Source organism: Luteolibacter rhizosphaerae, from assembly GCF_025950095.1.
Taxonomy (GTDB): Bacteria; Verrucomicrobiota; Verrucomicrobiia; order Verrucomicrobiales; family Akkermansiaceae; genus Haloferula; species Haloferula rhizosphaerae.
In genome coordinates this window covers 76294-93626 of sequence record NZ_JAPDDR010000013.1, presented here as the reverse complement: position 1 = coordinate 93626, position 17333 = coordinate 76294, and the positions used below count along the sequence as shown (strand labels likewise).

Here is a 17333-nt window from a genome sequence, read left to right as displayed (position 1 = left end):
GGTTCACCTCCGCGGCGGGTGATGCAGCTTCCGGCGTCTTCGCGGCTGGCGCTGGCTCCTTGCGTTCACAGGAAACGATGAGCGCGGCAACGATTACAACTGATAGTCCCGTTCTCATGAGGTGAAGGCAGGCTTGAAACCTGTAACCGCTCACGGGAGCGGTCAAGGGGTAGACGGTGCCGCGAGCGATGGGAGCACTTCCACAAAATCAAAAACTCCCGGCGCATCTCGGAAGACGCCCCGGGAGTTGGAGTTTCGATTACCTGATGACCGCCACGATCACTCGGTCGCTTGGACGCGCACGAACTTGCGTACGCCGCCGACCGGGATCACGGCTTCCTTGCGCACGTAGTCGGGGATGTCCTGCACCGCACTGTTCGTGATGGTGGCGGTGCTGGTGGTCCACGATCCATCAAGCAGCGTGGTGCTCTCCTGCAGCACATAGACACTGCTACCCGCCGCACGCTGGTTCCAGCGGACGATCAGGTTCGCGCCGGATTGCTCGATGCGCGCCAGCGAACCGCTGCCGCTCACGGGCGAGGTGCCGAAGAGGTATTCCTCCAGGTTCGTCAGGCCATCGCCATCCGGATCGGCGGCACGGTCGCGGTCGCCTGCATTCGGGATCACCTGTGACCAGGTATCGTAGGACACGCCGGTGTTCTGCGAGACCGTGATGCGGCCGGTGCCGGTGATGCGTGCCGTCTCGGTAATGCCCGGGCCGCCATTGCCGATCGCAGCGAAGGTGCCGGACAGGTGCTCGGTGCCGCCCAAGGTGAGCGAGGCCACCGTGTCCGTACCCGTGTAGGCGAGGTTCAACGTTCCCGCGTTATCGATCACAAGCGCCGCAGCATCGGCGAGGTAGGCCGTGTCCAGCTGGAGCAAGCCAGCGCTCACCCGGGTGGTGCCGGTATAGACGTTCGCACCCGTGAGCACCATCGTGCCGGGACCGGTCTTGGTCAGCGGCGAGACCGAACCACCCACATTCCGGAGCACCGAGGAGATCGTGAGATCCGCCGCGGCACTACCGGTGGCATCGGCCACCTGGAACACCGTTCCGGGAACACCTGTCGAGCCGAGCGAGACATTCGCATTCGGGCCGGTGCCGACGGTGGCGATCTCCGAGGGAAGCGTGCTGCTGCCGCCCACGATCACCGTGCCGACGAGCGCGATGTTCGTGTTGAAGCCGCCGTGACCGGCGCCATCCGTGATCTCGATCTCCCCGCCGTTTAGCGTGAGGTTCGGGACGAAGGCGACGGTGTTGGTGCCGCCGTAGATCCGCGAACCTTCATTAATGCGGATCGAAGGCGCGAACTCGGGAAGCATGTTGGAATTCCCGAGCGGTGCGATGCCATCAAGCGACAGCGTGGCGATGTTGGTGATGTCGATCAGGTTCGTGGGATCCATCGCGCCGCCGACCGAGGTCTGGCCGGGGCCGGTCCCCTCGCCTGCCGAGCCATTGCCGGCCAGGGCGAGGAAGCCGCCGTTCACGACCGTACCACCGGACCACGAGTTGGCGCCGTTGTTCAGCACCACCGCGTTGTTGCCATCCACCAGGACCTTGCCCGGACCGGAGACAGCGGCACCGAAGACCCAGTTCCCGGACACCGCGCGGAAGTTCAGGGTCGCAACCCCGGCAATCTCGATCGGCGAGGCGAACTCGAAGTTACCGCCGCCGAAGTTCAGCCGCAGCGTGCCTTCGTTCAGGCTTGTGACTCCGGTGTAGCCGTAGCCTTGGATGCCGGAGAGATTCCGCAACTCCTGCACGCCTTCACCGGTCTTGATGACCGATACCGGGGCACCACCGTCACCATCGCGGATCAGACCGGTGAAACTGTGGTCGGTGTCCGCATCGATCGTGAGCGTGGCTGGCTCGGGAACACCCGCGTAGTCCGGCAGCGTGTTCTCGTCATTCTGGATGAGCGAGACATAGTTCGCCGGAAAGGGTGCGGCTTCAAGACCTCCCACGGTTTGGTCCGTGCCGCGCAGGTTGATCTTGGTCTGGTAGAAGCTGCCATTCGCGGCGGAGATCACGCCCCCTGGGGCGATCTGGTTATCCTCCACGAAGTTCAGGAAGACATTCCCCTCCGCATCGCCGAGAAGGATGTCACCGCCGAAGGCCGTGCCCGAGAGGCTCATGGCATTCACACGGCCATCGAAGATCCGGGTCAGACCGTTCGAAGTGTTGTTCCCGGTGATCTCCAAGGTGCCCGGTCCGGTCTTCAGCAGGCCGAGGCCCGGCTGGGTCAAGTTGCGGGACAAGATGAAGAGATCGGTGTTGTCGATTCCCAGGGATGAACCGGCTTGGAATCCGCCCAGCGCGATCGTGTTGTTCACGTCGTCCTCGGTGAATTCGTCGAAGGTGCCCACTTCCAGCAGCAGGGTCGCGCCGTCTTGCGCCACGAGGTTGCTCGTGGTCCAGGAAGCGGTGTTGCCGTTGTAGAGGGATGCGCGCTGGAGCAGTTCCAGGGTGCCGCCTTCCACTCGGGTCGGGCCGACGTAGGTGTTCACGCCGGAAAGCGTCAGCGTGCTGCCGCCTGTCTTGGTCAGGCCGCCGGTGCGTCCGGGCACCGGTGAGATGTCGCCGCCGAAGGTTGTGATCGAGCTTTCATCGCCCACGTTCAGGGTGGTGTTCACCGGTCCGGTGGCATTGCCCAGCACCACGGAGGAGCCGAAGCTTCCGGACAGGCTGGCGATCTTCGGCGTCGCCGAGATGAAGCGGACGACACCACCGGTGGTGACGACAGCCGCATTCTCCAAAGCCCCGTTGTTCGCCACCGTCAGGGTGCCGTTCGTTACCGAGGCATTTCCCAGCAGGGATGGATTCGCACCGTTCAGCGTGATGGCACCGCTGCCCGCCACGCTCACGCCGGTGCCTTGGACCGCGCCGTTGAAGACCATGCTCCCGCTCCCTGACAAGGCCACGCCGCCCACGGCGTTCACCGTGTTATTGAAAGTCGCCGTGCCAGCTCCCGCGGAGATGATCTCATTGCTGACCGTGAGCTGCTGGCCACCGAAAGTATAGGGAGTGGCCGCGGTGTTATTGATCGTCACGGAGGACGAGGTAAGCGCGGAGGAAACCGTGATGTTACGGTTCGCGCCCGTGCTGTCGAAGGTCAGCGCCGCGAGCGGATCGAAGGGTGCCGCCGCACCGCCGATCGTCTTCTTCCAGTTATTATCCGCAGCGGTGATCCAGGTGGCATTGCCTGCGGAGCCGCTGTTGCCCGTCCAGGTGAGCGCATCGGTCAGGGATTCCGCGGTGCCCAGCGCGATGAACTCGCGGTAGCCCACGTAGCCGTTCTCCTGGTGGCCGAAGTCCAGCTTGATGGCCGCCACTCCGGAGGCGAGCGCACCGGCTGCGGGAGTAATCCGCACGTGGGTCGAATTGTCACCGCTGGTGTGGATCACCGAGTGGGCCAAGGGAATGAAAGTGCCGGGATCCGCCACCGTGGAATAGCTGATGGCGAAGTCCTGGTTGTCCCGACCGCTGTTAGGCCAGGCGCAGTAGGAGTCGAAGGAGGTGAGCCTGTAGCCGTTGAAATTCACCGAGAGGTCGAGCGGGAAAATCACCGAGCTGTTGTTCGGCGGCGTCACGCTGGAGCTGATGTCGGCGGCCGTGCCGAGCGTGCCGTTGGTCACGGTGCTCCAGCTCGCGGACGAGCCTTCGTTGCTGTTCGTGGTCGGCGGCGTGGCCATGTTCCCGTTCAGCAGGTTCGTGCCGGCTGGCAGCGTCCATGCGTTGCCGACGTTGGACTCCAGCGTGGTGACCACGTTGGTCGGCGTGGCCAGCGCCTTGAGCTCGCTGAAGCCGACATAGCCGTTCTCTTGGTTGTTGAAGGAAAGGCGGAGCGAATGAACGCCCGTCGCCAGCACGCCGTTGGTATCGGTGATGCTGGTGTGAGTCGCCTTGTCGGAGCCGGAATCGCCGTTCCCGATCGTGACGATATCGTAGAAGGTCGTCGGGTCCGAGACGGTCGAGTACTGGAGCGTATAGTTCTGGTTGGTCCTTCCGCTGTTCTCCCAGGTGACGTAGGAGTTGAAGGATGTGATGTCGTAGCCCGCGGGCTGCGCGACGACGTCTAGGGGGAAGGTCACGTTGTCGCCATTGTTAGGCGTCACGGTGGCGGCATTGTTTCCCGGCGTGCCGAGGATGCCATCGGTGAGCGTGGACCAGTCGGCGGAAGAGCCTTCATGGGTATTCGCCGTGGCCGGGGTGGCCAGGGTTCCGTTCAGCAAGTTCGGACCCGCGGGGATGGTCCAGACGTTGGTGGTATTCGCCTCGTTGAAGACGATGACTTCGGCAGAGGCATAGCTCAGGGTCAGGAGCGGTGCTGCCAAGGCGGCTAGTGTACGCGTGGGTATGCTATCGGTACGGGGTCTCATCAGGGGTTCTTGGGTTCACGACGGAGGGAAATTCCCCATCGGAAACTCAAGCTAGCCCTCGGGCCCGCTGCGAGAAACCTGTGAGTTTAGGGAGGTTTTGCGCAAATGGCTCAGGGTGAGAGGCCGCGCCCCGGTGACAAGACTGTCATCCTGTTGGAGTGCCGGGAACGAAGCCCCAACCGCAGTCCGCTCCACACGATTCACAGGCTTCTATCCTGTTTGAATTCGGGACACCCCATCTGAAACAAAGCGGCTCCCGCGGTATTTCACCGCGGGAGCCGATTTTTTCAGGCAGCCATTCAATCCCCCCGGATATCGCGGCCAGCCTTAGTATTGAGTCGCGCATCTCATCCCCCCGGAGGAAATGCGCTACGGGTGAGGTTTATATTAGGAAGTGACCAACGGTCAAGATCTCCGTGGCATTTTGCACCCCCCGTGATCGCGTAGGGTAGGCTGCACGGCAGGGAACGATGCCTGATGCACGGAAGCGCCGGAAAGGTTGCGTTATGCGGCCGGATCAGTGCCGGAAACCATAACTTCCTCCCACCTTTCGGGTCGCAGACTCTTATTCTGCAAGGATTTCACAGTCACCCGGGACGATGGCACAACCAGTGCGAGAAAGATGGTGGGTATCAACCACCCGCACCCCATGCTTTCCTGGACCTTCATGATCCTTCTCGTCGCCGTCATCACCGGCGTGCTCGGCTTCGCTTTTCTTGCGGGCTCGGTGGCGATGGTTGCGAAGGTCCTGTTCGCCGTCCTGCTCGTCGTCTGGATCGCGAGCCTCGTCTCGACGCGGGATATCGTCTGAGAGGCGGCGGACAACGATTGATTTTCCGCCGGGACGCGCCAGTCTGCTAGAGAGCAGATGGCCAAGGTAAAATTCAGGGACTACTACGAGGTGCTGGGAGTGGCGCGGACGGCGAGCCAAGACGAGGTCCGCAAGGCCTTCCGCAAGCTGGCGCGCAAGCACCACCCGGACGTGGCGGAGAACAAGGCGACGGCCGAGGAGAAGTTCAAGGAGATCAACGAAGCCTACGAGGTGCTGGGCGATCCGGAGAAACGGAAGAAATACGACCAGCTCGGGGAACACTGGAAGCATGCCGGGGATTTCGGCGGTGGGGGCGGCGGGGCTGCCTTCTGGCCGGAATCGGGCGCGGAGGATTCCGGTGTCAACTACCATTTCGAAGGCACCGGCTTCAGCGACTTCTTCGAGAACTTCTTCGGCAGCCGGGCGAACCGCGGCGGCTTCGCGGCACATGGACCCGGCGGAGCGAAGGGCACGGCGAAGCGCCGGGGCCGCGATATCGAATCCGAGATCCTCGTCACCTTGGACGAGGCGATGAACGGGTCCGAACGCTCGCTGGTGATCCAGCCGCAGACCCGCGGCGGGGAGAAGCAGACCGTGACCATCCGCATCCCGAAGGGGATCACGGAAGGCCAAGTGATCCGCGCGGCGGGGCTCGGCGAGCCCGGACAGGGCGGCGGCCCTCCCGGCGACCTCTTCCTGCAGGTCCGGCTGGAACGGCACCCCTACTTCCGCGCCGAGGGCCACGATCTCTACTACGAGCTGCGCCTGGCCCCTTGGGAGAGCGTGCTCGGCACCACCGTGCCGGTCCGCACCCCGCATGGGGAAACCAAGATCAAGGTGCCCGCGGGTACCGAGCAGGGCACCGAGTTCCGCCTCGCGGGCAAGGGGCTACCCCAAGGCAAGAGCGGCAACTTCGGCGATCTTTTCGCGGTGGTGCAAATCGTGATGCCGCCGCAGAGCAGCGAGGAGGAGCGGCGCCACTGGCAGGCCTTGGCAGACACATCGAGATTCAACCCGAGATGAGATGACTACCCATGCACAGGAAATCGGTCGCGGGCTGCCGGCACCCCGGGCACTGGACACGGAGGACTTCCATGACCTGGAGCGGGCAGCCGAACTCTGCGACATGCACCCGGAAATGATTCTCGAGTATGCCCGGGCGCAGGTCGTGAGCCTGGTCCGGGAAGGCGAGCTCTATCATCTGGATAGCCGGGCGATCCACCGACTCCGGCAGATCGCGGTGCTGCGCGAGGAAAGAGGCATGAGCCTGCGCTCGATCCGCTTCGTGATGGAGCTCCTCGAGCGGCTGGATAGCGCCGAGCACGAGCTGAGGGTGTTACGGGATCGGCTCTGAGCCAGCCGAGCGTGAAAAAGTGGTGAAGGCCCCGTGAACACGGGCGAGGGATACGTGGTAAATTCCGCGTAAATGCGCAAAATTGCATCGAAAAGCGCATTTGCCGTGAATAGTCCGGCCTTGTGATCCGTTACGATAACTGATCCACTTCCGCGCGGGAAGGCGACGGCCTTTTCGATGTAACTCTCCCAACTCCTCCTTCATTAGCCATGGGCTTTACTGATCTTGCTACGAGCGGCCGCGGGCCGTGGATTTTTGGTGTCTCGATTGCCGTGTTCATTGTCGCCGCCTTCGGCACCCTCTACACTCTGGTGTTCGATCCGAACAACATGGAGAACCATAAGAAGATCGAGGCCGTGGTGCGCGATCTGGAGCTGGAGCTCGACGGCAAGAAGACCCAGCTCGAATCCTATAAGAAGGAGGTGAAGCTCGTCGCCCAGCGCAAGGATGAGGAGCGCCAACTGAGCGATCTGAAGATCAAGGTGGAAGCCGCCGCCAAGCGCATCGAGGAAGCGACGGCCGAGCAAAGCGCCGCCCAAGCCGCCGTCGAGAACGCCGGCAAAGAATGGGAAGACTACAAGGCGGAGTACCGCGCCAGCACCTGGGCCAAGGCCAAGGGCCGCGAGCTCGGCACGCTGAAGCTGGCCGACGGCACCACCTTCGAGGCCGCCGTGATCCGCAAGATCGACCACGCCGGCATGGACATCCTTTGCTCTTCCGGCCCGAAGAACATCAAGTTCGAGAACCTCCCCGCCGAGCTGCAGGACGAGTTCCAGTTCGACCTCGTGAAGCGGGACGAGTTCGAAGACGAGCGGCACAAAGCAGAGAACATGCACATCGAAAGCGTGGAATACGCCCAGACCGCTGAACGCTGTGATGCGAAGATCGCCTCGCTCAAGGAATGGAAGGGCAAGAAGGTAGCATCCGAGCAGGCATGGAAGCAGGCCAAGGACAACGTGGAGCGCTACAAGGTCGCGATCGCCCGCAAGAAGGCCGATATCTCCGCGGAGAAGCGGAAGAATCTGAGCAAGGCCCCGCAGATGGAAATCGAACTCCGCCAGATGCAGGCCAAGGCCGAGCAGAATAGCCGCTCGATCAGCGATTTGGATCAGGCACGGCGCGAGGCGGACACGACGATCCGCACCCTCCAACGTGAGATCGACACCCTGCGCGACGATCTGACCCGCATGCAAAAGGAGCACGCGGAAAAGAAGGCGGCGGAGGCAGCCGCAGCCGCCGGTGGCACCGCGCCCGCGGCCCAATAAGCAAGGGCATCCTCAATTCCGGCGGCCCGGGCCGCCCCCATCGAAGCTGCGCTCCGGCGCAGCTTTTTCATTTCCTGCCCGCGCGTCATGCTGGCGTCATCTTCGCGGGCTAATGCTGTCTCGTTCGCAATTTCCGATCATGAGACACACATCCCGCCTCACCGCACTGCTGGGCCTCGCGCTGCTCCTGCCATCCTGCGCTGCCGACCGGGGCAATTCGCGCATGGAGATCCTCGGCGATGAATGGCATCTGGCCGGCTTCGACAACGCACTCGACCTGAGCGGCATCGCCACTTCGAACGGCACCCAGGTGCTGGTGGGGAGCGATGAGTCCTTCTACGTGCAGCCCGGCGAGATCGATACCGAGAAGCGCCGGATCGAATCGCGCCGCCTGATCGCCCTGCCGGTGCAGAAAGGTGGCGGCGGCGAGGTGGATATCGAGGGCGTGGCCTTCTCCAAGGACGACCAAGCCTACTACGTGGTGGGCTCCCACGGGGTGGGCAAGAAGAAGGGCGACTTCCAGGAAGACCGCCACTCCATCTACCGCGTGCCGGTGGGAGCGGATGGCAAGGTGCGGAAGGACGAGATCCGCCGCGCCAGCCTGCTACCTTGGCTGGAGAAGACTCCCCTGCTGGAGCCGCACGTGAAGCAGCCTCTGCAGCAGAACGGCCTGAACATCGAAGGACTCGCCTGGTCCGGCGGGAAGCTCTACTTCGGCCTGCGCGCCCCGAACCAGAACGGACAAGGCCTGGTGATCGAGGCCTCCCCCGCCGAAATCTTCTCGGGCAAGCCCCGGGAGCTCACGGTCCACGAGATCTCGATCCCGAAGGGCCGCGGCATCCGCGAGATCAGTGCGGTGCGGGATGGGTTCCTGATCCTGACCGGTAACGCCAGCGCGGAGGCTTCCAAGAAGTTCCCCGAAACCATGGCCGCCGGGCCTGACACCCATTTCGAGCTGCTCCACTGGAGCGGCGGGGGCAGCAACAGTGCCAGCCGGATCGGCAAACTTCCTGAAAACGGTGGCAAGGCGGAGGCCCTGCTGGTGCTGAAGGACGAGGAAAGCCATTCCGACGTGCTGGTAATCTTCGACGGCCTGCAAGGCGGGGAGCCGCTGAGCGTGCGGGTCCATCGCTGAGATCGGAGGCGGCAGCCGGGGGCATTTCCCGCGATATTCGGCCCGGTCCACCGGTTTCGGGTTGAATCGCCGCCGGGAAGTGTTGCCTTTGGAGCAGGGTCAGTCATTCGTGGTGGCCTCAACCGATCTCGACATGAAAAAACCAGGATTCGCAAAACGTGCCGGGGGCTTCACCCTGGTGGAACTGATGGTGGCGATCGTCATCGTCGCGGTGCTCGCCGGCCTCGTCTTCGGCTTGGCGAAGAGCGCGCTCGGCAGATCCCGCCTCGCGGCCAGCCTCCAGAAGGCCCGCGATCTGGGCGTGCGCGTGGAAGGCTACACCCAGGACAATGCCGGTATCCTGCCGGTCTGGCGCGACTCCTCCCAGGATCTCTACTGGTGGGGCATGCTAGTGAAGGACCCGAAGGACGAGTCCCAAGTGCAAATCTTCAAGAGCCCCGGCGATGGCGACTTCGATGCGAAGAAGATCGAGTCCACCGTCTCCTACGGCTGGAACGCCCGCGTGGTGGGCCGCAACGAGGAAGACTCCGGCGGCGAAGGCCCGAAGCGCAAGGTGATCTTCAAGAACCCCTCCGAGATCCTCGTCCTGGCCGACACCAAGTCCGGCAACATGGGCCTGATCGACCAGAACGCCCTGCCTGACCCGAAGCGCTACAACGGCAAGGCCGCGGGCGTGATGCTCGACGGCTCCGGCATAACCTTGGATGTGGAAACCGCCTTCAAGGGCGACTCCAAGTATTTCTGGACCGAGGAAGAGCGCCAGGAGCGCGAGTAATCCACTGGCACGCGCCGCCTGCTCAGGCCGGTGCGTGCGCCGCGGCGATCTCCCGGATCGCCGCTTGAACCTTCTCAGGCCCTTCGTCCGTGCTCACCACATGGACGAAGGGTTCTTCTTTGAGGGCCATGAAGATCTCGCGGCACTTCGCCAGCGAGTCGCGCTTTTCGAACTCGTTCGCCGTGTCCCCGCGCCCGCCGATGCGTGCCAAGGCGCTGTCCACATCCAGATCGAGGATGAAGAGCAGGTCCGGGCGCGGAGCGAAGGCCTCGTTCTGACGGCGGATCTCGGCGGGATCGAAACCACGCGAGCCCTGATAGGCCATGGTCGAGAAATAATAGCGGTCGAGGATGACCACCTTCCCCGCGGCCAAGGCGGGCGCGATGAGTTCCTCAACGTGCTGGCGGCGGTCCTTCAGGAAAAGATCGAGTTCCTCCTCCGGGGAGAGGCGGCCGCTCAGGGCGGTGGCGCGGATCTTGGCACCCCAAGGGCCATCGGTCGGCTCGCGGCTGGCCACCACTTCCCTGCCCTGCGAGCGGAACCACTCCGCAAGGAGGCCGGATTGGGTCGATTTTCCGGTGCCGTCGATACCTTCGAGGACGATGAAGAGGCCGCTGTGATTCATCAGGAGGGTGCGGCACGCTCCCAAACCATGCCGGGAAGGGCAAGGGTGGATGTGCGGGTGCCTCGCCCTACATGGATATCATCCCACACCCTTACATTGACAGTCGCCGCGGAGATGAGCAGAGAGCGCGCGCATGAAAATTTCCCGCTGCCTCCAATTCAGCTCCATCGCTTTCACCGCCGCCACCCTCTCCAGTTGCGTGCAGTATCACAATCTGCCGACCGACTACAGCGGCCCGGTCGCAATCGTCCGCGGCACCTCCGCGCAGAAGAATGTCTTCAAGGGCGAGGGCTTCACCGTGAGCAAGGTGAACGGCAAGATGGTCCATGGCCGGGGTACCGTGGCCACGCCGGTCGGAGGAGGCCCGGTGCTCGCGGTGCAGGAGCCCGAAGTGAGAATCCTGCCGCAGCCGGTCACCCTTACCCTCACGGGCAGCACGGTCTATGCGGCGGATGGCCCCGCCTTGGTCGATAGCATGATCGGCGGCTCCCGCCATGTTTCCGGAGACATCTCCTTCACCCCCAAGGCTGGCGGGGAATACCGCGTGAAAGGCATGCTGGAGCGAGGCTCCGAGTCCGTATGGCTGGTAGAGGAGAAGAGCGGCAAGCTGATCGGCCATAAGATCGTGAAGTAAAGCCGGGTCCCCGGGGAAGGTATCGATCCGCTGCCATTCCCATTCCGGCTTGGCCTGTCGTCTGCATTGCTCTAACGACTCTGCCATGCCTTCCCCGGATTCCCTGCGCTCCGCCATCCGCGATGTGGTCGATTTCCCGAAGCCGGGGATCGTCTTCAAGGACATCACCCCGATCCTCGGGGATGCGGCGCTCTTCCGGGACGCAATCACGCTGCTGGCCGCCAGCGCGGAGGGGCAGAAGATCGACAAGGTGGTGGGCATCGATGCCCGCGGCTTCATCTTCGCCTCGGCGGTGGCGGACCGACTGGCCGCGGGCTTCGTGCCGGTGCGGAAGAAGGGCAAGCTGCCTTGGAAAACCTGCCAGGTGGCCTACTCGCTCGAATACGGGGAATCCGTGGTCGAGCTCCACCAGGATGCGGTGAGCCCCGGTGAAAGCGTCCTGCTGGTCGATGACCTTCTGGCGACGGGCGGCACCGCGGGAGCGGCGCTGGAACTCCTCGATCAGCTCGGCGCGAATGTCGTGGGCGTCACATTTCTCATCGAGCTCGGTTTCCTCGGAGGCCGCTCGAAACTGGGCGATCACAAGATCGATTCGATCCTCGTTTACGATTGAGGATGACGGAATCATACCGGTAGCAGGCCGGATTCATCCTTGCATTGAAATGGTTTCATCGGCGCGAGTCCGCCGTGACAATCGCGCCGCTTGCCGACCCTGTGGGTCACACCTAGCCTCTCCTTCCCTTTAGCCAATTCGTGCTTAGCCATTAGCCATTTCATCCTATGTCCTGGTCCACTTACGCCGCCTCGCTGATCCGCTACCCGCAGTCCGGATTCTCGCTCGACACCTCACTCATGGACCTCGATGAGGCCTTCCTCTCGAAGATGGCGCCGAAGGTGGAGAAAGCCTTCGCCGACATCGCCGCGCTGGAGTCCGGCGCGATCGCGAACCCGGATGAAGGCCGCATGGTGGGCCACTACTGGCTGCGCAATGCTGCGCTGGCGCCCTCCAAGGAGCTAGCCGATGCGGTGACCAAGCCGCTGGCGGATCTGAAGCACTTCGCGGAGAAGATCCACACCGGCCAGATCAAGCCCCCGGAAGGCGGCATCTTCCAGCGCATCCTGCTCATCGGCATCGGCGGCTCCGCCCTCGGCCCGCAGCTGGTCGCGGAGGCCATCGGCCATGGCGCGCGCATGCCGATCCATTTCTTCGACAACACCGATCCGGCCGGGATCGACCGCGTGCTCTCGGACATCGGCGCGAAGGGTCTGGCCAGCACGCTGGTGGTGGTGATCTCCAAGTCCGGCGGCACGCCGGAAACCCGCAACGGCATGGTGGAGGCCAAGGCCGCCTACGACGCCGCGGGCCTGAACTTCGGCAAGCACGCCGTGGCGGTGACCGGCGAGGGCTCCAAGCTCGATCAATTCGCGCTGAAGGAAGGCTTCGTCGCCCGCTTCCCCATGGAAGACTGGGTGGGCGGCCGCACCTCGGTGATGTCTACGGTGGGCCTCGTCCCCGCCGCGCTGCAGGGCATCGACATCGATTCACTCCTCGCCGGTGCCGCCGCCATGGATGCGGAAACCCGCAAGCCCAGCGACAAGAATGCCGCAATGCGCCTGGCGCTCGCATGGTACGCCTCCGGCAACGGCAAGGGCGAGAAGGACATGGTGGTGCTGCCCTACAAGGACTCGCTGGTACTATTCTCCAAGTACTTGCAGCAGCTCGTGATGGAATCGCTGGGCAAGGAGCACGACCTCGACGGTGCCAAGGTGAACCAAGGCATCGCCGTCTACGGCAACAAGGGCTCTACCGACCAGCACGCCTACGTGCAGCAGCTCCGCGACGGGGTGCCGAACTTCTTCGCCACCTTCATCGAGGTCCGCAAGGGCCGGCACGGTGACTCGATCGAAGTCGAGCCGGGCAACAGCTCCGCCGATTACCTGCAGGGCTTCCTGCGCGGCACCCGCAAGGCGCTCTACGATTCCGGCCGCAAGTCGGTGACAATCTCGATCCCGCAGGTGGATCCCTATCAGCTCGGCGTCCTGATCGCCCTCTTCGAGCGCACAGTATCCTTCTACGCCTCGCTGGTGAACATCAACGCCTACCACCAGCCCGGCGTGGAAGCAGGCAAGAAGGCCGCAGCCGTCTTCCTTGATCTGCTCGGTGCGGTGCGCAGCCGCCTCGTCTCCGAGGCGAAGACCGCGCAGCAGATCGCCTTCGAGACCGATGCCGATGCGGAAGACGTCTATCACTGCCTGGTCCACCTTTCCGCGAACGGCGAGGCGCAGATCTCGCTCGGTGCGACTCCTGCCGAGGATAGCTTCTCGCTGTAAGCGGAACGACCCCTACTCCTCCCGCGTTCGCAACAGCGCGCGGGAGGAAATCACCGCCGGTAGCCTCCTCACTGCATACCCCCATGCGGTTTTCGTTTCCCCTGTGGATTCCCTCTTCGGGGAAGCTGTCTAGTGTCGCGGAGTCTCTTGCACTCCGACTTCCCTATGACACTCCCTTTCCTCTATAGCACCGCCGCACTTCTCTTCGCGGCACCTCTCGCCGGAGCCATGACCATCTACGGTCTAGGCACGAACAACCACCTCTATCGGATTGACACGGACAATCCCTCCGCCGCGGTGGATGTGGGGCAAATCTCGCAGGCAGGGATTGTGGACATCGATTTCCATGCCGCGAACGGAACCCTCTACGGGATCACCTCCACCGGTCTTGCCTACGGAATTGATCTGAATTCTGCCAACGCCACACTGCTGGTAACACCGGCTTCCTCTCTGACGGGCGTGCAGGACTTCGACTTTAATCCTGCAGCCGACCGGATGCGTCTCTCGCTCATCAACGGCGGGAACCTGCGCTTGGTCCCGGATTTTATCACGAGTCCTTCGCCGGCCGGCACTTCCGGCGCTATCGTCACTGATGGCACCTATTCAGGAGCCGGACCGGGCGTTATCATCGTCGCGAATGCTTACACCAATGCCTTCGATACACCTGGTAACGCGGGAGCGCCCCACACGACCACCTTGTATAGCATCGGCTCGGACGGCATCCTCTACTCGCACTCGAATGGTGCAGGTCCCGCGGGTTCCTTCGGTGTGATGACCGCCATCGGCTCGGGCATTGGCTTCGGGCTGACTGGCAATGTCGGCTTCGACATCACTGCAGGCAACCTCGCGCTCGTGAACGTGGAAAACAATCTCTACTCCTTGAATCTTTCGAACGGCGTCTTCACCGATCTGCCCGGCACCGTAGGTGCACCCCTCGCCAGCATCGCAGTTCCAGAACCCTCGACCGCAATTCTCAGCGCATTGGCCGGGATCGCCCTACTGCGCCGACGCCGACGTGCTTAATTCCGATTATACTCCCGGGGAGGGGAGTGATGGATCCCCATCGGTTCGCCGGTGGGGATTTCTTTTTTGCCAGACGGAGGCGGACTGCAAGTAGCCCCTCAAAAGCACTCGTTACTGAGCAACAACGGCAGGTTCGGACGGTTCACTCCGTCGCACGCTGTTATGAAATCCGTTGCATTAAGCATTTTGATTGCTGTCCCCCTCGCCGGCTGCAGCAAGAAGGAGGCGGTGATGGAATCGGAGGCGGCTCTGAAAGGAGTCCGCGGTGCGGCCCGCGATGTGGTGGTGAAGACCGCGGAATCCGAAAAAGCGCTGGCCACCGAGGAGCAGAAGGATGATCTGCGCCGCGCGGAGAACGCCCTCAAGCAGGCGGAGAAAAAGGCCCGCGAGTCCGGTGCCGCCGAAACCCAACTATGGGAGCAACGCCGCATCGGCGAGACGGAGGGGAAGAAGATCGTGCTGCAGTATTTGCGTTGAAAGGCGCGCAACGTCGCGCGCCGCTCCTGATCCAGGTGACATCTTCGCCTTACACCTAACAGAGATCGCAGGACAAATTCACGAAATCTCCCATAACCCCGCCTTACCATGAAACAGCTCGCGAAAAAACTGACCGCCGTATCCGGCACGCTTCTTCTGACCTGCTGCGGCGGGGATCTCGGAGGCGGCTGGACGTGGGACTGGGATCCGGTCGGAAGCGCGGTCGAGAACCGCCGCGAGAATCGCCGCGCCAGTGAATACGAGAGCCGTGGCGCCGATCCCGACAAGGCCGCCCGCATGGCCCATGAGGACCAGGTCTGGGGGCAACTCTAGCCCGCGGATGAACCATCCCGATCGCTGAGAATATTCCTGTCCCCGGCGCTGCTCACCGCAGCCGCTTGGTCTCGAACTTCTCCCCGGCCAAGGCCTGCTTGACCGGTACGCCCCAAAAGGGAGTCGGGGTGTAGTCCCAATCTAACAGGACCCGCGGGGTGGCCTTCGGGTGGAAGCTCCAGGCCGTCCAGTTCAGGCGATGCTTCTGGATCACCCCCAGCATGTCCGGCACCCAGGTGGCGGGATCTTCATGCCGCTCGGGCGGGATGAACTCCATCCGTTGGGTATCCGCGCCGACCTCGCCGACGAAGATGGGATACTTCTCCGCGATGGCGAGGAACTTGCCCTGCCAATCGCTCTTCCACGGATAGACGTGGCTGGAATACATGATGCCGTTCCCGACCTTGTCCTCCAGCGCATGCCCGGCGAGCACCCCGGAGAGGTCGTAGCCCCAGTCCAGGCCGCCCGCGATGATCAGGTTCTTCGCACCGGTGGCGCGGATCACATCGACCAAGCCCTGCATGCCGATCGATTGGAAGCTCACCAGCTCCTGCTGGTTCTCCGCCAGGGCATCGCCGCCCTTCTTCTTGTCGGTCACCGGGCCACCCTTCTGCCAGACTTCCCAAGGGATATCGTGCGGCTCGTTCATGAGCTCGAAGATCACCGCGGGGTGATCCTTGTAGCGGGTGGCGACATCCTTCCAGAACTCCGCATGGATCTGCTGCGGCGCGCGATAGGCGTGCAAGTCCAGCACGATGTAAGCACCCTTCCCCGCCACGGCATTCACCGCATCCTCCACGAGCTGGCGATAGGCCATGCCGCCGTCCTTCTGATAGGGCCCGCTGCCTGCCCAGAACTTCTCGCCGAGGCAGAGGCGGATGCAGTTCGCCTTCCACTGGCCGATGCCGACTTCGATCGACTTCAGGATGTTTTCGCCACCGGCGGACCACTCCATGCTCGGGATTGCCAGACCTTGGAGCCACACTTCCTTGCCATCCGGCGTGACGAGGCGGTTGCCAGCAACCTTGAGCGGCTTCGGCAGTTTGTCGGCTGCGGGCACCGGCACCTGGGCCTTCGGTTTCGGCAGCGCCGCGATGCGCTCTTGCTCCTTCTTCTTCGCGTCCGCCTCGGCCTTCTCGATCTCCGCGAGCGGGATCTTCACCAGCTTGATGTCATCGAGGTCGAGACTGCCGCTCTCGGGCTCGAAGAGGGTGAAAATCATCTCCAGCTTCTTGGCGCCGGGCGGGACGCGGAATTGCTGCGAGCGCTCCTGCCAGTCCTTCTGCGTGCCGCTGAAAGACGGATGCTTCGGTGAGGGGTCCACCTGCTGGAGCGCGGCGCTCTTGAAGTTCATCATGATGCGGCCGTCATGCCAGTTCTCCTTGCCGCGCTTGATGTCCTGATGGCGCACCTTGTAGTTGAGGGCGAAGGCTTCCATGCCCGGCTCCACCGCCACTTCGCGGTGGACCATGACCTTCGAGAAGGGGCGCAGGCACTTGAGGCGCATGAAGTGGTTCGTGCCTTCCTTCTCCAGCGTGATATCCGCCGTGACCGGCCAACCGGCCGCATTGCCGCGCTCGGTCAGGGTCTCGAAGTCGCCGTTCGCCAGCAGGCCCGCAGGCTCGACGGCGCGGGCAGGAGCAGCCAGCACCGCCGCGGAGAGGAGAGGAAGAAGGAATCGCATCATGGGGAACGCTCGCACTGTGCCCGAGCTCTACGGGCCCGGGCAACCGTGCATTGCAGATCACAGACCAAGACCCTCCCCACCGAAAAAGGAAAAGCCGCGCTCCCTTGCGGAAGCGCGGCTCCGGGGACAGAACCCGTCATCCCCTTCGCCGGCGGACCAATGCCAGCAAACCGATACTCCCGATCAGGATCGCCGCCGGCTCCGGCACTGCCGTGAGCATGCCGGGGACGCGATCCACGCGGGTGACCCGCAGATCCGTCTCCGCGCCTTCGGCGGCGAGACTCTGCGTGGTGAAATCCGTTGCCTCCTCGAGACGACCGAGCGGGCGGTTTCCGCCGGTGCTGCCGCTCTCATCGCACAGGGCTACCGCCGCGAAGGCGGAGCCGGAGAGAGCTAGAACACACGACACACCGCAGGACACGAGCTGCTGCCGGGCCGTCATTGGGTTTGGGTTTGAAGTGGGAGGCTGGGTTTGCAGGCTTCTTGGGGAAACCTGTTTGCCA

At 63.3% G+C, this 17333-nt stretch carries 16 protein-coding genes; 12 read left to right on the top strand and 4 right to left on the bottom strand.

What is annotated here, in order from left to right; all coding sequences use genetic code 11:
* Window positions 1-279: 279 nt before the first annotated feature.
* Complete coding sequence (locus tag OJ996_RS21690) at window positions 280-4335, bottom strand: beta strand repeat-containing protein (RefSeq protein ID WP_264515788.1); 4056 nt, start codon at window positions 4333-4335, stop codon at window positions 280-282.
* 694 nt (window positions 4336-5029) lie between these two features.
* Between OJ996_RS21690 and OJ996_RS21685 the strand changes: the two genes are divergently transcribed.
* From OJ996_RS21685 to OJ996_RS21660, 6 genes are all read left to right on the top strand, one after another.
* The gene (locus OJ996_RS21685) at window positions 5030-5191 is read left to right on the top strand and encodes a DUF1328 domain-containing protein (protein ID WP_264515787.1); all 162 of its coding nucleotides are present in this window, start codon (window positions 5030-5032) and stop codon (window positions 5189-5191) included.
* A 57-nt stretch (window positions 5192-5248) separates the two neighbouring features.
* A complete protein-coding gene (locus OJ996_RS21680; protein ID WP_264515786.1) occupies window positions 5249-6214 on the top strand; it encodes a DnaJ C-terminal domain-containing protein in 966 nt (321 codons plus the stop codon).
* Window position 6215: 1 nt separating this feature from the next.
* Window positions 6216-6545: a chaperone modulator CbpM gene (locus tag OJ996_RS21675; protein ID WP_264515785.1), complete on the top strand. Its 330-nt coding sequence runs from the start codon at window positions 6216-6218 to the stop codon at window positions 6543-6545.
* A 272-nt stretch (window positions 6546-6817) separates the two neighbouring features.
* Window positions 6818-7810 (top strand): coiled-coil domain-containing protein, encoded by a 993-nt coding sequence (locus tag OJ996_RS21670; protein ID WP_264515784.1) that lies wholly within the window; start codon window positions 6818-6820, stop codon window positions 7808-7810.
* Between the two features lie 139 nt (window positions 7811-7949).
* The gene (locus tag OJ996_RS21665) at window positions 7950-8945 is read left to right on the top strand and encodes a DUF3616 domain-containing protein (protein ID WP_264515782.1); all 996 of its coding nucleotides are present in this window, start codon (window positions 7950-7952) and stop codon (window positions 8943-8945) included.
* Window positions 8946-9078: 133 nt separating this feature from the next.
* Entirely contained in the window at window positions 9079-9720 is a 642-nt protein-coding gene (locus OJ996_RS21660) for a type II secretion system protein (RefSeq protein ID WP_264515781.1), read from the top strand.
* A 22-nt stretch (window positions 9721-9742) separates the two neighbouring features.
* Here the strand turns inward: OJ996_RS21660 and tmk are convergent, their stop codons facing one another.
* The gene (tmk, locus tag OJ996_RS21655) at window positions 9743-10345 is read right to left on the bottom strand and encodes a dTMP kinase (RefSeq protein ID WP_264515780.1); all 603 of its coding nucleotides are present in this window, start codon (window positions 10343-10345) and stop codon (window positions 9743-9745) included.
* Window positions 10346-10478: 133 nt separating this feature from the next.
* Here tmk and OJ996_RS21650 point away from each other — a divergent pair, with 133 nt between their 5' ends.
* The 6 genes from OJ996_RS21650 (at window position 10479) to OJ996_RS21625 (ending at window position 15143) form a co-directional block, all read left to right on the top strand.
* Entirely contained in the window at window positions 10479-10979 is a 501-nt protein-coding gene (locus tag OJ996_RS21650) for a hypothetical protein (RefSeq protein WP_264515779.1), read from the top strand.
* Between the two features lie 85 nt (window positions 10980-11064).
* Window positions 11065-11592, top strand: coding sequence for an adenine phosphoribosyltransferase (locus tag OJ996_RS21645; protein ID WP_264515778.1), 528 nt, complete (start codon window positions 11065-11067; stop codon window positions 11590-11592).
* Window positions 11593-11759: 167 nt separating this feature from the next.
* A complete protein-coding gene (locus OJ996_RS21640; protein WP_264515777.1) occupies window positions 11760-13310 on the top strand; it encodes a glucose-6-phosphate isomerase in 1551 nt (516 codons plus the stop codon).
* A gap of 165 nt (window positions 13311-13475) precedes the next feature.
* On the top strand, window positions 13476-14333 hold the full coding sequence (locus OJ996_RS21635; RefSeq protein WP_264515776.1) for a DUF4394 domain-containing protein: 858 nt from the start codon (window positions 13476-13478) through the stop codon (window positions 14331-14333).
* Between the two features lie 186 nt (window positions 14334-14519).
* Entirely contained in the window at window positions 14520-14810 is a 291-nt protein-coding gene (locus OJ996_RS21630; RefSeq protein ID WP_264515775.1) for a hypothetical protein, read from the top strand.
* 108 nt (window positions 14811-14918) lie between these two features.
* Window positions 14919-15143 carry a hypothetical protein gene (locus tag OJ996_RS21625; protein WP_264515774.1) on the top strand — a complete coding sequence of 75 codons (225 nt, stop codon included), beginning with the start codon at window positions 14919-14921 and terminating at the stop codon, window positions 15141-15143.
* Window positions 15144-15195: 52 nt separating this feature from the next.
* On the opposite strand, the gene OJ996_RS21620 is transcribed toward OJ996_RS21625, so the two are convergent.
* Together OJ996_RS21620 and OJ996_RS21615 are read right to left on the bottom strand one after the other, a co-directional pair.
* Entirely contained in the window at window positions 15196-16827 is a 1632-nt protein-coding gene (locus OJ996_RS21620; protein ID WP_264515773.1) for a glycoside hydrolase family 5 protein, read from the bottom strand.
* Window positions 16828-16966: 139 nt separating this feature from the next.
* Window positions 16967-17272 carry a PEP-CTERM sorting domain-containing protein gene (locus OJ996_RS21615; protein ID WP_264515772.1) on the bottom strand — a complete coding sequence of 102 codons (306 nt, stop codon included), beginning with the start codon at window positions 17270-17272 and terminating at the stop codon, window positions 16967-16969.
* Between the last annotated feature and the right edge of the window lie 61 nt (window positions 17273-17333).